The organism is Novosphingobium sediminicola (assembly GCF_014196525.1).
Taxonomy (GTDB): Bacteria; Pseudomonadota; Alphaproteobacteria; order Sphingomonadales; family Sphingomonadaceae; genus Novosphingobium; species Novosphingobium sediminicola.
This window is the reverse complement of the sequence record NZ_JACIDX010000009.1, coordinates 19,072-33,289: the sequence shown is the minus strand read 5'-3', so window position 1 is coordinate 33,289 and position 14,218 is coordinate 19,072. Positions and strand designations below refer to the sequence as shown.

Below are 14,218 nucleotides of genomic sequence, written 5' to 3'. Positions count from 1 at the left end.
TAAGGATGCAATGTCATGATCTTCGGCTTTGGAAATTCGGCCCAGCACCGTGAAGTCAACGCCCATGAACTGGCCAATATGTTGGCCGCGAATCAGGCGATGGTGGTCGATGTGCGCGAGCCGGACGAATTTGCAGGCGGCCATATTCCCGGTTCGATCAATATGCCGCTGTCCGCCTTTCAGCCCAGCCGTCTGCCCGCGCCCGAGGGGCGCCAACTGGTGCTGACCTGCCTTGGCGGCAAGCGTTCGGGCATGGCGCTGGACAAATGCGCCGCCGCGCAGGCCAGCGTGGACACCCATCTGGCGGGCGGTTTCGGCGCATGGGCCAAGGCTGGTCTGCCGGTCGAGCGCTGAAGCATTAAAGGGGAGAGGGCGGATGCGTGGATGGTTGGCGATGGCATTGCCGATGGCGGCTGCTCTGGCAGGATGCGGTTCGGATCAGCCCGCGCCTGAAGCGGCCAGGGCCGCCGCCGGGCCGCGCCTGACCGTCAAGGCCGGCGATGCGCCTGATTGGCAAAGCGTGTCGGCCGAAGTGACCAGTCAGGATCAGGCGCAGGTGCTGGCGCGTATTCCGGGCGTCCTGTCCACCCTTTCCGTCCGCGCGGGCGACAGTGTGCATAAAGGGCAGGTGATCGGCCGCATCACCGACAATCAGCTCTCTTATCAATCCGCCGCCTATGGCGCGCAGGCCGCCGCCGCGCAGGCCCAGGCCGTGCAGGCCCATGCCGAGCTGGAAAGGGTGAAATTCCTTGCCGCCAATGGTGTCTATGCCAAGGCGCGGCTGGAACAGGCCGAGGCGGTCGCCCAGGCCGCCAGCGCCCAGACGCAGGCTGCCCGCGCCCAACAGGCCAGCATCCGCGCCATGGCGGGCAATGGCGCCGTGATCGCCCCCGCCAATGGCCGCGTGCTGCGCGCCGATGTGCCTGCGGGCGCGCCGGTGGCGCCGGGCATGGTGGTGGCGGTGGTCACATCCGGCCCGGTGGTCCTGCGGCTTGACCTGCCTGAAGCGCTGGCGGCCAAGATCCGCCCCGGCGCCAAGGTGCGGGCCGAAGGGATGAACGGCACCGTTACGCGGATCTATCCGGCGGTGCAGGCCGGACAGGTCAGCGCCGATGTGGCCATGCAGGGCCTTGATGCAGCGCTGATCGGGCGGCGCGTGGCCGCGCAGGTTGAGGCGGGCACGCATCGCGCGATCATCGTGCCGCGCGGCTTCATTTTCACGCGCTATGGGCTGGATTACGCCACGGTGATCGCGCCGAAAGGCACGGCCTCGCAAGTGCCGGTGCAGACCGCGCCTGCCGCCGATGGCATGATTGAAATTCTTTCCGGCGTCCGGGACGGCGATGTGCTGGCCGGCGTCGATCAGGGAGCGGGGCGATGAATCCGGGCCTTTCGGGTCGCATCACGAAAGCCACCATCGCCTCGCCCCTGACCCCTTTGTTCCTGCTGGCCGCGATCCTTGTCGGGCTGATCGCCACGGTGACGATCCCGCGTGAGGAAGAGCCGCAGATCAAGGTGCCGATGGTCGATATTCGCGTGGCCGCGCCGGGGCTTTCGGCGGCGGACGGGGTGGAACTGGCGGGCAAGCCGCTGGAGCAGATCATCAAAAGCATTGATGGCGTCGAGCATGTCTATACGCAGGCCGAGGATCATGGCGTGATGGTCACGGCCCGCTTTGCCGTGGGGCAGGACCCCGAGGCGGCGGCCACCCGCGTGGATGAAAAGATCAAGGCCAATATCGACAAGATCCCCGCAGGCGTCCTGTCGCCGCAGATCACGGTGCGCGGCATTTCGGACGTACCGATCCTTGTGCTGACCCTGACGCCCAAGGGTGCGGGATGGGATGAGCGCAGCCTCTATACGCTGGCGACCAAGTTGCGGACCGAGGTGTCCAAGGTGGATGATGTCGGCCTGACCTTCATCACCGGGGGCCAGCGTGAGGCGATCCGCGTGATCCCCGATCCGGCGAGGCTGTCGGCGGCGCATGTGCCTTTGTCCTCGGTCATGGAGGCGGTGCGGCAGGGCGGGCGGTCGTTTCCGGCGGGCGCGGTGCGCGAGGATGGGGCGACGCTGGCCGTTACCGCAGGCGCGCCTTTGACCAGCGCCGATGGACTGCGCCGTCTGACGGTCCGTGCGGCGGGCGGGGCGCCGGTGCTGCTGGGCGATGTGGCGCGGGTGGAGCAGGGTGGCGCGCAGGATCAGGCGCATAGCTGGCGTTGGGCGCGCGAGGGCACGGACTGGTCGATGGCGCCTGCGGTTTCCATTGCGATTGCAAAGCGGGGCGGGGCCAATGCGGTCAATGTTGCGCAGGCCGTGGTGGCGCGGGTAGAGGCGCTGAAGGGCGGGCTGATCCCGGCGGGCGTGGTGGTCAATGTCACGCGCAATTATGGCGAGAGCGCGGATGAAAAGGCCAATGAGCTGATTTTCCATCTGGCGCTGGCCACGGTGTCCATCGTCATTCTGATCGGCTTTGCCATTGGCTGGCGCGAGGCGGGGGTAACGGCGATTGTCATTCCCACCACGATCATGCTGACCATGTTTGCCAGCCGCATCATGGGTTTTTCGATCAACCGGGTCAGCCTTTTCGCGCTGATCTTTTCCATCGGCATTCTGGTCGATGACGCCATCGTGATGATCGAAAATATCGCCCGGCATTGGAGTATGGACGATGGCCGATCCCGCCAGCAGGCCGCCATCGACGCGGTGGCCGAGGTGGGCAATCCCACGATCATCGCCACGTTGACGGTAGTGGCGGCGCTTTTGCCGATGCTGTTCGTTTCGGGGTTGATGGGGCCTTATATGGCGCCGATCCCGATCAATGCGTCGGCGGCGATGGTGTTCTCTTTCTTCGTCGCCGTGGTGATCGCGCCATGGCTGATGATCCGCTTTGCACGCGGCGCTTTGGCGCAGGGCCATGAGCATGAGGGCGGCGGGCGTCTGGGCGCGATCTATGCTCGCTATGCCACGCGCGTCATCGCTACGCGGGCCAGGGCCAAGCGTTTCCTGATCGGGGTGGGGGTGGCCACGCTGGTCGCCTGCTCGATGTTCTATTTCAAGGCGGTGACGGTCAAGCTGTTGCCCTTTGACAATAAGAGCGAGGTGCAACTGGTCCTCGACCTGCCTGAGGGAACGTCGCTGGAAACGACCGGGCGCCTTGCTGAACAGGCTGCTGCCGTCGCCCGCCAGATCCCCGAGGTTTCGGCCATGGAGGTCTATGCCGGGACCGCCGCACCTTTCAATTTCAACGGATTGGTGCGCCACTATTTCCTGCGCGCGCGGCCCGAAATGGGCGATGTGATGGTCACGCTGGCCCCCAAGGGCGAGCGCAGTCGGTCAAGCCATGCCATTGCAGTGGACCTGCGCGAGCGGCTGCGCGCGGTGGCTCTGCCCAAAGGCGGCGTCATCAAAGTGGTCGAAACGCCGCCCGGACCGCCGGTGCTGGCCACCTTGCTGGCCGAGGTTTACGGACCGGATGAGGCCACGCGGCAAAAGACCGCCATGGTGCTGGAACAGATCTTCCGCTCGGTGCCCTTTATCGTCGACACGGATAACAGCTTTGGCGAGGCGCGGCCCACCTTGCGGCTGGTGCCCGACCGCGACCGGATCGACCATTACGGGGTGGCCAGCGGTCAGGTGCTGGATTCCATCGGTGCGCTGACGGGCGGACAGGTGTTGGCCTATGTGCCGCGCGGGGCCGACCGCGATCCCTTGCCGGTGGAAATCGGACTGGATCAGGCGCAGCGGAGTTGGTCGGGCGTATTGGCGGCCACGCCGGTGGCCGCGACGCCTTCGGGCCAATTGCTCAGCCTGGGCGAAGTGGTGGATGCGCGGCGCGAGGTGGGCGGGCAGGCGATTTTCCGCCGTGACGGGCGCGGCGCGACGATGGTGATGGCCGATATGGCGGGCCGCTATGAAGCGCCGATCTATGGCCTGATCGCGGTGGACCGGGCGGTGGAGGCCTATGACTGGGCCGGGCATGGCATGGTCAAACCCGCCATCCTGATGCACGGCCAGCCCGAGGATGAAAGCCGCCCCTCGATCCTGTGGGACGGCGAATGGGAGATCACATGGGTGACCTTCCGCGATATGGGCGCGGCCTTCATGGTGGCGCTGCTGGCGATCTATGTGCTGGTGGTGGGTCAGTTCGGCAGTTTCAAACTGCCGCTGGTGATCCTCACGCCCGTGCCGCTGACGCTGATCGGGATTGTGGCGGGACATATGCTGTTTGGGGCGCCCTTTACGGCCACCTCGATGATCGGCTTTATCGCGCTGGCCGGGATCATCGTGCGCAATTCGATCCTGCTGGTCGATTTCATCCGCCATACGGCCACGCCCGGCAAGAGCCTGCGTCAGGTGCTTATCGAGGCCGGGCGCATTCGCGTCAAACCCATCGCCTTGACCGCGGCGGCGGCGATGATCGGGGCCAGCGTGATCCTGACCGATCCGATCTTTCAGGGGCTGGCGATCTCGCTGCTGTTTGGGTTGGCATCCTCGACGCTGCTTACGCTGCTGGTGATCCCGGCGATCTATGTGGTGCTGCGCGATGATGGCGTTCCTCTGGACGAAGAAACGGTATGAAACCATCCGATCTTTCCGAACTGAAAGTCCATGCCGCGCATATGGCCGGGCGTCTTAAGGTGATGAGCCATCCCGAACGCCTGCTGATGTTATGCCGCATGGATGAGGGCGAGGTGAGCGTCAACGAACTGGTGGCGATCACCGGCCTGTCGCAATCGGGCGTGTCGCAGCATCTGGCGCTGCTGCGCGCCGAGGATGTCGTCCATGTCCGTATCGAGGCCCAGACGCGCTGGTATCGGCTGAAGGATCCGGTCATCTCGGGCGTGATCCATGCGATGTGCGTGCTGTGCGAGGGCGGGGCGCTGGGTTCCTGTTGATCTGCCCGTTCACCGATTTGCCTTGCCGAGCCGGGCCGGTATAGGGGAGGCAAACCAGTTGGAAGCAGATATGGCCCGCAAACATTCGAAACGTGACCCCTATGGCGACATGCATCAGGAAGAGGAGACCCCCGTTGAGGTCGTTCCTTGCTGGCTTTGCGGGCGGCCGACCGGATCGACGATCGTCTGGCACCACCCCATCCCCAAGAGCCGGGGCGGGCGCGATGTCGTGCCGATGCACGGCATTTGCCAGCAGACGCTGATCACCAATTTCACCAATTCCGAATTGCAGCGCTACGGCATGGATGTCGAAGGCCTGCTGGCCAATCCGGCGGTGCGAAAATTCGTTGATTGGGTGGCCAATAAAGACCCCGATTTCACCGCAACCATTGCGAAGAAGCAGCGCTGAGATGAGCGGTACGCGCGCCATCGGGATCGATTTCGGCACGACCAATTCGGTCATCGCCCGTGCATCAGGCACGGACCATGCCGAGATGATCGAATATGCCGCACCCGATGGGCCCAGCACGGTGTTCCGCTCGGCCCTGTGTTTCTGGCAGGACGAGGCGTTTCGCGGCGGGCTGGCGCATGAGGCGGGGCCTTGGGCAATTGCCGAATATCTCGATTTTCCCCAAGGCAGCCGCTTCCTGCAATCGTTCAAATCGGTGGCGGCCAGCGCCTCGTTCGAACATGCCAATCTGTTTGAAAAGCGGCTGCGGTTCGAGGAGTTGGGGCAGATTTTCCTGAGCCACCTGATGCAGCATGGCGGCGATCCGATGAAGGATGCGCCCGAATGCGTCGTGGTGGGGCGGCCGGTGCGCTATGTCGGGGGGCGGCCCGATGTGGCGTTGGCGCGCAAGCGTTATGATGCGATGTTCGCCATGCTGGGTCGGCCGGTGCATTATGTCTATGAACCGTTGGGCGCGGCCTACAGCTTTGCCTCGCGGCTGGGCGATCCGGCAACCTTGCTGGTGGCCGATTTCGGCGGGGGCACCAGCGACTTCTCACTTGTCCGGGTTGAGGCGCCGGGGGCTGCGCGGCGCTGCGTTCCGCTGGCTTCGGCGGGCATCGGCATTGCGGGCGACCGGTTCGACTATCGCATCATGGACCATCTGGTGCTGCCCCTGTTGGGCAAAGGCGGCACCTATCGCTCGTTTGACAAGGTGCTGGAGATCCCCGCCGGTCATTTCACCGATTTTGGCGACTGGTCGCGTCTGGCGCTGATGCGCAACCGGCGCACATTGGAACAACTGGCCAAGCTGAAGCGCAGCGCCACCGACCCAGCTGCCATCGGGCGCATGATTACCATCGTCGAGCAGGAATTGGGCTATGCCCTGTATGAGGCGGTGGGCCAGCTTAAACGGGCGCTTTCCAGCCAGACTCATGCCAATTTTCGCTTTGCCGATGCCGATCTGACCATCGAGGCCGATGTCAGCCGCGAGGAGTTTGAGGCGTGGATCGAGCCCGACCTGCGCCGGATCGGCGAAACGGTCGATACGGTGCTGGAACGCGCGGGGTTGAGCGCGGATCAGGTCGATCACGTTTTCCTGACGGGCGGCTCCTCGCTGATTCCGGCGGTGCGGCGCCTGTTCGAGCGCCGCTTTGGCGAAGGCCGTCTGGCCACCGGCAATGAGTTGACCTCGATTGCCCATGGCCTTGCCCTGATCGGCAATGCGCCGGATTTGCACGATTGGGTGGTGGGCCGGGAGGATCAGGACTGAGCGGGGCATTATCCGCAAGACAGGGGCCGATCATCGACATATAGCTGATGCGAAGGGAGTGCCTTGCCTCGTGACGCAGCCACGGTTTGACGCGGAATTTGCGCAGAAATTCGATACGCTGCTGCGCTGGCGGCGCGATGTGCGCCATTTCGCGCCCGATCCCCTGCCCGAACGGGATATGGCCGAATTGCTCGAGCAGGCCGCGCTTTCGCCATCGGTCGGTCATTCGCAGCCTTGGCGGTTTGTGCGGCTGCGCTCGGCGGCGCTGCGCGATACGCTGGCCCACCATGTCGATGCGGAAAACCTGCGCGCCGCCCAGCGCTATGCGGGCGAGGCGCGCCATGACGACTATCTCGCGCTCAAGCTGCATGGCATCCGCGAGGCGCCAGAATTGCTGGCCGTGTTCTGCGATGAACAGGCCAGCGCTGGCCATGGGCTAGGCATTGCCACAATGCCGGAAATGCTGCGTTATTCCTGCGTCGGCGCGATCCAGACCTTGTGGCTGGCGGCGCGGATACGCGGGATCGGGCTGGGCTGGGTGTCGATTTTGGACCCTCATGCGGTGGGGGTGATGCTCGATGTGCCGGACCATTGGACGCTGATTGCGATGTTATGCATCGGTTACCCTCAGGAAGCCTCGGACACACCCGAACTGGAGCAGAAGGGCTGGCAGGCGCGCGAACCTTTGGCCGACCGCCTGTTCGAGCGGTGAGGGTGGGGCCGGATGCCCGGCCCCGATCCCTTACCAGCCTACCATCACCGATTTCACTTCAGTAAAGGCCTCGACCCCATGTCGCCCATGTTCGCGGCCCAGCCCTGACTGTCGGAAGCCGCCAAAGGGCAGGGCGAATTCCATGCCCGAGCCATTGATCTTGACCGACCCGGAGCGCAGCTTTTTCGCCATCGCATGGGCATGGCCCAGATTGGCGGTCCAGACATAGGCTGACAATCCATAGATGCTGTCATTGGCGCGGGCAGCCAGATCGTCGAGATCATCATCGGCAAATTTCATGACGGACAGGATCGGGCCGAAGATCTCCTCGCGCACGATGGACATGGAGGGATCGGCATCGACAAAGATCGTGGGATTGACGAAATAGCCCGGCCCTGATGGCGCATCGCCCCCGGTGATCAAGGTGGCCCCTTCGGCCCGGCCCGCCTCGATATAGCCCATCACCTTGTCGCGCTGCGGCCCGGAGATCAGGGGACCAAGCGCCACGCCATCCTGCGTGCCGGGGCCAACGCGCAGATTTTGCGTAAAGGCGACCAGCCCTTCGATGAACCGATCAAAGATCGCCTCATGCAGGAACAGGCGCGAACCCGCCGCGCAGACCTGTCCGCTATTGCCGAAAATGCCCATGGCCACGGCGGGAATGGCGCGCGTCAGATCGGCATCGGGGAAGACGATGCTGGCCGATTTGCCGCCCAGTTCGAGGCTGACCCTCTTAAGGTCGCCCACGCTTTGGTGCAGGATCGCCTTGCCGGTGGCGGTCGATCCGGTAAAACTGATCTTGTCGATGCCGGGATGGGCCACCAAAGCCGCGCCCGCTTCCGCGCCTGTTCCTGTCACCACATTGACCACGCCTTCGGGAAAGCCCGCCTGCGCCACCAGTTCGGCCAGACGCAGCCCCGACATGGGCGCCAGTTCGGCAGGCTTTAACACTACCGTGCAGCCCGCCGCCAGCGCTGCCGAAACCTTGGTGCAGGTGATCGCAAAAGGCGCGTTCCACGGCACGATCAGCGCCGCCACGCCCAGCGCCTCATGCGTGGTATAGCCATGCCAGTTGCCCGGCACCGACATGGGCACGGTTTCCCCCGTCAACCGCCGGGGCCAGCCTGCGTGATAGCGGATCGCGCTGATCGCGCTGCCCACGGCCATCATGCGCGAAACGCCATAGGGCATGCCATTGTCGATGGTTTCCATCGCGGCCAGTTCGTCGCGGTTCTCCTCCACCAGATCGGCAAGGCGCAGCAGGAGGCGTTCGCGCTCGGCGGCGGGCATGGCGGACCATGAGGGGGCATCGAAGGCGCGGCGCGCGGCGCGCACGGCCTGATCGACCTCATCTGCTCCGCCTGCGGCGATTGCGCCGATGGCGGTTTCGGTGGCCGGGTCGAGAACCGGGATGGTTGCCCCGCTGCCCTTATGCCATGCGCCGTTGATAAAATGGCCCGACAGGGCGGCGATGCGCGCGCGGGCGGTGTCGAAAATCGGGTTCATGCTTGTTGCTCCTGACGCGCGGATTGCAGAATGAGGTCGCTGGCTTTCTCGCCGATCATCACGGCGGCGGCATTGGTGTTGGCACCCACCAGCAGCGGCATGATCGAGGCATCGGCCACGCGCAGGCCAGCGACGCCATGCACCCGCAATTGCGGATCGACCACTGCATCGCCCCCCATGCCCATCGCGCAGGTGCCGACCGGATGATGAACCACGCCCGACAATTGCGCCTTCATCGCATCAAGCGCCTCGTCGCTGGTGATGTGGGCGCCGGGCAGGGTTTCCTCGATGACATAATCGGCAATCGGGCCATTGGCGAAAATCCGCCGCGAAATGCCCAGCCCCTTTTTCAGCACATCCCAGTCACGCTCATCGCCCAGCAGGTTGAGATGAATGCGCGGGGCCGAGCGGAAATCGCTGTCCTGCAAGGTTACGCTGCCCCGGCTTTTGGGGCGCAGCAGGCAGATCGAATTGTAGAAGCAATCCTGTTTGGGCCGGGCGAAACCGGGGAACCAGATGTTGGCGTCCACCCGCACCGGGCTGGACATGATCTGAAGGTCGGGGCGGTCGAGGCCATCCTGCGAACGGGCCAGGATGCAGGCCGCCGCGATCTGATTGGCAAAGGGGCCGGAACGCAGGAAATACCAGCGCAAAAAGGCCAGCGCCGCGCGGTCAAAGCGCAATTGCTGGGCAAAGCTGTGGGGCGGGGCGGCGTCATATTGATGGGCAAGGCGGACATGCTCCTGCAGATTTTGCCCGACGCCCGGCAATTCATGCACCACGCCCACGCCATGCCGGGCCAGATCCGGTGCTCGGCCAATGCCCGACAGCATCAGCAATTGCGGCGAACCATAGGCCCCGCCGCACAGCACGATTTCACGCCGGGCGGTGGCGGTTTGGTTCACGCCATGGTGTTCAAAGGCGATGCCGGTGGCGCGCTTGCCGGAAAACAGGATGCGGCTGACCTGCGCATGGGTAAGGATGTGGAGATTGGTGCGTCCACGGATCGGTTCGATATAGGCCTTTGCCCCGCCGCAACGCTCGCCGTTTTTCAGCGCAACCTGCACATCGGCGCAGCCCTCGTTGGCGATCCCGTCATAATCGGGATTATAGGCATAGCCCTGCAAAGCCGCCGAGGCGCGCAATTCTTCGGCCATCAGGCGCGAGACATCGACCGGCCGCACGCCGATTGGCCCGCCCTTGCCGCGCCATGAATTGCCGCCGGTCCAATGATCCTCGCTGCGCTGGAAATAGGGCAGGACGCCCTTGTAATCCCAGCCGGTGCAGCCCAGTTTGGCCCAATCGTCGAAATCGAGAGGGTGGCCCCGGAAATGCACCGTGCCATTGATTGATGACGACCCGCCCAGCACTCGCCCGCGCGGCAGGGGAAAGACCTTGCCGCCCAGATGCGGTTCCGGCTCGGAGGCGAAGGGCCATGTCAGCGCCGGATTGCGCAGCGCCTGAAGAAAGCCCAGCGGCATGCGGATATAGGGATGGTCCGCCTTACCCCCGGCCTCAAGCAGGAGGACGCGGTTTTGCGGATCGGCGCTCAATCGGTTGGCCAGCACGCTGCCCGCCGAACCGGCGCCCACGATGATATAGTCGAATTCCAGCTTGGACACGTTGATATTCCTTGGGGCGGCGGCGGTTCAGGCCAGCCAGAGAAAGGAGGTGGCCTGCGAGGCGCAGCGGCGCGTGCAGGCATCGCGCAGGGTGGCCAGCAGGGGATCGCCCCCCTCGCCACCGGGCAAGGCATGGGGGCGGCGCACAGAGCGCCCCTGCATACGCAGCGCATCGCGGGCCAGCGCATAGTCGGTGTAGGTCGTCAGGCCGATGATCGTGCCGGAGGCGGTCATGGCGTGGCCATCTGCGCTCAGTAACAGGCGGATGATCTCGCCCGCCGGATCGGCGCAAGGGTGGCCTGCGGCCTGCGCCCTTGCCCGAATCGCGGCGGCTTCGGGCAGGCGGGGGTCGAGGATGAAATGGAGCGCGCCCGCCGCCCACGCACGCGGCGCCAGCCCCAGCCCCGGCAGCAAGGCCATCGCCCCCAGCACGGCGCGGCGCGAAGCGTTCAGCCCATTCATTTGCGCCCCTTTCGGCCCAGCCAGTCGGCAATTTGGCCCAGTTCGCGGTCAGTCAATTCGACGCGGGTAAAGGTGGGCATGTTGACCAGACCATTGCGCACCACTGCCTTCACGTAATCGGGCGTCAGGTCGCGGCGGTCGGGCAATTCGGCCTGTCCCTTGGGCAGGCGGCGGGCCAGCATGAATTTGCCGGTGCTCGGGCCGATATGGCAAAAGGCGCATTTCTGGCCAAACAGCTTTTCACCCGGATTGGCCGATTGCGCGCCATAGAGGATTGCACCCATGGCGGTGGTGGCGATGGGCGTGGCATTTGCCGATTTCGGGGCCGCCGGACCTTGCGCATCGGCGGGCATGGCGATCAGCATCAGGGCGAGGATCAGCCCAAGGACAAAGGCAAAGATGCGGATCATGGCCTGTCTCCCCCATGGGCGCGGCCCGTGATGCCATTGCGCCCCGGCGCGAGGATGTTGTTGGGGTCGAGCGCCGCCTTGACGCGGCCGTTGAGCCGCGCCAGCGCGCCATCGGCAAAGTCATAGGTAGCGGCGACCTCGTCCATATAGGAAATATGGCCGCGATATTCGCCAAATCCGCTGGCGGCGGCTTCTTTCAGCAAGTGGCGATAGAGCTTGTCCACCCGCGTGACCGCTTCGGGTTCGTCGCGATTGTAAAGGATCAGGCTGACATTGTTGATATGACGCCGCCCGATGGTGAAGCTGGCGTAATAGTCTTGGCCCACCTCTTCGTAATAGGCCTTGATCTTTTTGGCATAGGCCAGCGCCATATCGCCATCCTGCGGCAAGACCGGGGCAAAGCTGAGATGCCCGCCGCGCCCGCCATACCAGTTGACCGATTGCAGCCCCATGGTGGTGGGAATGCCGGTGGCCGATTTTTCCAGCGGGTCGCCGCGTTTCCAGATCTCGAATTGCAAGGGACCGCCCAGACGCGGTTCGAACAGGCGGCGGATCAGCGCGACCTGCGCCATCACGCTGCCCTCATCGCCAAACAGGCTGATCTTGGCGTTCCACCAGCCAAGGCCCAGCTTGGCCATCATCTGCTGCGATACACCGTCGGGCAGGGCGCCGGGGCCGGTGTACCAATCGGCGCGCTGCGACATGGTTGAGGCCGCGCGCACGGGCGATCCGAACACGATATTATGCTGGATGATGTCGCGGCGGCGCAGGTCGCACAGGATGTCGAGCGCCCATGCCGCATCGTCGAAGCGGGGCAGGGCCAGCGTGATCTTGGCCGTCATCTCCGGCTCGGGTTGCAGCCACATGCCCGCCTTGACCACCACGCCAAGGTTCGATTGCATGAACATCTGGTCCCATCCGGGGCCATAGCCGTATTTATAGCTCTGCCAGCCCTTTGCGCCCATCATCGCGCCCATGCCGGTGCGCAGCAGCGAGCCATCGGGCAGCACCACCTCCAGCCCGCATAGAGTCTCGCAATGGTCGCCATAGGGCGTGTAGCCGATGCCGCGATCCAGCGCATTGCCGATCACGCTGCCCCATGAATTGCCCGGCACGCTCATCCACAGCGGCAGGTTGCGTTCGCGCAGATAGCGGAACAAGTCGAAATAGCCCACGCCCGGCTCGATCAGGCAGGAGGCCTGTTTCTCGTTCACATCAAGGATGCGGTTCATCCGCGAAAGGTCGAGGATGAGGTCGCCCTTCTCCTTGGGCGAGGCGGCGCCATAGCCCAGATTCTTGCCCCGGCTGACCGGCCAGAGCGGGGTTTTGTGCTGATTGGCGATGCGGATGATCGCCTGCACTTCCTCGACCGAGCCGGGGGCCAGGATCGCGCTGCAATCATGGTCCAGCCCGTCGCCCATCGCATAGGGGTCGATATAGGTCTGGCGGTCCTCCTCGCCCGAGAGCACCCATGGATCGCCAATCGCGCGGCGGAAATCGCCCAGCGCCCGGTCGAAAGCCGCGCTATTCATGCCCGTAGGCAGCAAGATCGACATAGGTCCTCCCTCAGGCCTTGGCGGCGGCTTGCTGACCGGCCCAGTGGCGCGGATGGAATTGCCAGCCGATGCCCGCCGCGACAAAGGCCACGCAGGCCACCACGATGAAGGGCAGGGTAAAACCGCCCGTCTTGTCCACGCCCGCGCCGATGGCCACGATCCCGGCCGCCGCGCCAAGGTGGAAGGCCGCCGTCAGCAGCGAGATCACCTGAGGCAGCGCCCGCACGCCATAAATGTGGCGCGCCAGCACCGGCGCCTGAACGATCACCCCACCATGCGACACGCCGCGCAAAATGGTGAAGGCAAGGAAAGTGGCATAACCCACCAGCGGCAGGGCGCCTTTCATCCCCATCGGAAAGGTTGCCAGAGCCGCCACACCGCACAGCGCCCAGCACAAAGCTACGCCCCGCGTCGAGAGCCGGTCGAACACCCAGCCAAAGAGGATCTTGCCCAGCCCCGAAATCAGCATGACGATGGTAAAGCCCAGCGCCGCCGCCGTCGCGCCCAGCGCGGTGTGCTTTTCGATAAACAGCGGGATATATTCGTTGATCCCGTTGCTGATGACGCCCGACAGCGCGGTGGCCAGAATCAGCATCCAGAATTGGGGCGTCTTGCGGAAAGAGGCGAAATCCTCGCCCGGATCGGCCGGGGCGCCGCCGGGGCGGGCCTTGCCGGGGTCCAGTTCGTCGGCGGTATAGCCATAGGCCTCGGGCGTTTCATGCACCAGCAGCGAGATGGACAGGCCCACCAGCACCAGCACCACCAGCCCGGCCACGCCTGCCGTCGCATGCCATCCCCAATGGGTGACGCCCATGCGCGTGCTCATCGGCACGACGAAACCGGCCAGCGCGCCGCCCAGCATGGCAAAGCCCGTCATCCGCCCCAGACTGGCCGAATACCAGCGCGCCAGCGTCACCTGAATGGCGATCACGCTCCACACCGAGCAGACGCCCGAAACCGCGGCCAGCGCGTAATAGAAGGGCAGGCTTTTGGCGAAATAGAGCAGGCTGGTGGCGATGCCGATCACAAAGATCGAGGGCACCAGCACCCGCTTGGCCCCCACGCGCACCAGCAGCGATCCGGCCACCAGACCGCCCAGCGCCGATGTGGCCGACTTGATCGCCATGAAGCGGGTGGTCTCGCCGATCGTCCAATGCATCGATTCCAGAATGGAATTGTACATCACCGGCATCATCATCGAGACGCCCGCCAGAGCAATGCCCCACACGAGGAATCCGGCGACGATATTCATGCGCGCCAGACGGTGCGCCTGGGCAACGGAGATACGCTCTCCACTCATGGTCTTTCTCCTCGCGGGGTGGAGCATGTCTGCG

Annotated in this window: 13 protein-coding genes; 7 read left to right on the top strand and 6 right to left on the bottom strand. The window is 64.7% G+C overall.

What is annotated here, in order from left to right:
- Positions 1–15: 15 nt before the first annotated feature.
- From GGR38_RS12410 to bluB, 7 genes are all read left to right on the top strand, one after another.
- Entirely contained in the window at positions 16–354 is a 339-nt protein-coding gene (locus GGR38_RS12410; RefSeq protein WP_183625992.1) for a rhodanese-like domain-containing protein, read from the top strand.
- Positions 355–376: 22 nt separating this feature from the next.
- A complete protein-coding gene (locus GGR38_RS12405; RefSeq protein ID WP_183625990.1) occupies positions 377–1,381 on the top strand; it encodes an efflux RND transporter periplasmic adaptor subunit in 1,005 nt (334 codons plus the stop codon).
- Positions 1,378–4,578: an efflux RND transporter permease subunit gene (locus GGR38_RS12400; RefSeq protein ID WP_183625988.1), complete on the top strand. Its 3,201-nt coding sequence runs from the start codon at positions 1,378–1,380 to the stop codon at positions 4,576–4,578. Before GGR38_RS12405 ends, GGR38_RS12400 begins: the two co-directional genes overlap by 4 nt.
- Positions 4,575–4,895, top strand: coding sequence for an ArsR/SmtB family transcription factor (locus GGR38_RS12395; RefSeq protein WP_183625986.1), 321 nt, complete (start codon positions 4,575–4,577; stop codon positions 4,893–4,895). Before GGR38_RS12400 ends, GGR38_RS12395 begins: the two co-directional genes overlap by 4 nt.
- Before the next feature lie 70 nt (positions 4,896–4,965).
- Complete coding sequence (locus tag GGR38_RS12390; RefSeq protein ID WP_183625984.1) at positions 4,966–5,304, top strand: hypothetical protein; 339 nt, start codon at positions 4,966–4,968, stop codon at positions 5,302–5,304.
- Position 5,305: 1 nt separating this feature from the next.
- Positions 5,306–6,616, top strand: a complete 1,311-nt coding sequence (locus GGR38_RS12385) for an Hsp70 family protein (protein WP_183625982.1) — start codon at positions 5,306–5,308, stop codon at positions 6,614–6,616.
- 70 nt (positions 6,617–6,686) lie between these two features.
- Positions 6,687–7,328 carry a 5,6-dimethylbenzimidazole synthase gene (gene bluB / locus GGR38_RS12380; protein WP_343059093.1) on the top strand — a complete coding sequence of 214 codons (642 nt, stop codon included), beginning with the start codon at positions 6,687–6,689 and terminating at the stop codon, positions 7,326–7,328.
- Between the two features lie 30 nt (positions 7,329–7,358).
- On the opposite strand, the gene GGR38_RS12375 is transcribed toward bluB, so the two are convergent.
- The 6 genes from GGR38_RS12375 to GGR38_RS12350 are packed head-to-tail and all read right to left on the bottom strand — an operon-like array spanning position 7,359 to position 14,184.
- The gene (locus GGR38_RS12375; RefSeq protein ID WP_183625978.1) at positions 7,359–8,834 is read right to left on the bottom strand and encodes an aldehyde dehydrogenase family protein; all 1,476 of its coding nucleotides are present in this window, start codon (positions 8,832–8,834) and stop codon (positions 7,359–7,361) included.
- Positions 8,831–10,456 carry a GMC family oxidoreductase N-terminal domain-containing protein gene (locus tag GGR38_RS12370; protein WP_183625976.1) on the bottom strand — a complete coding sequence of 542 codons (1,626 nt, stop codon included), beginning with the start codon at positions 10,454–10,456 and terminating at the stop codon, positions 8,831–8,833. The genes GGR38_RS12375 and GGR38_RS12370 overlap by 4 nt, the downstream gene beginning before the upstream one ends.
- 27 nt (positions 10,457–10,483) lie before the next feature.
- Complete coding sequence (locus GGR38_RS12365) at positions 10,484–10,918, bottom strand: hypothetical protein (protein ID WP_183625974.1); 435 nt, start codon at positions 10,916–10,918, stop codon at positions 10,484–10,486.
- On the bottom strand, positions 10,915–11,328 hold the full coding sequence (locus tag GGR38_RS12360) for a c-type cytochrome (protein WP_183625972.1): 414 nt from the start codon (positions 11,326–11,328) through the stop codon (positions 10,915–10,917). Before GGR38_RS12360 ends, GGR38_RS12365 begins: the two co-directional genes overlap by 4 nt.
- A complete protein-coding gene (locus GGR38_RS12355) occupies positions 11,325–12,884 on the bottom strand; it encodes an FAD-binding oxidoreductase (RefSeq protein ID WP_183625970.1) in 1,560 nt (519 codons plus the stop codon). The genes GGR38_RS12360 and GGR38_RS12355 overlap by 4 nt, the downstream gene beginning before the upstream one ends.
- Before the next feature lie 10 nt (positions 12,885–12,894).
- Positions 12,895–14,184, bottom strand: a complete 1,290-nt coding sequence (locus GGR38_RS12350) for an MFS transporter (RefSeq protein ID WP_183625968.1) — start codon at positions 14,182–14,184, stop codon at positions 12,895–12,897.
- Between the last annotated feature and the right edge of the window lie 34 nt (positions 14,185–14,218).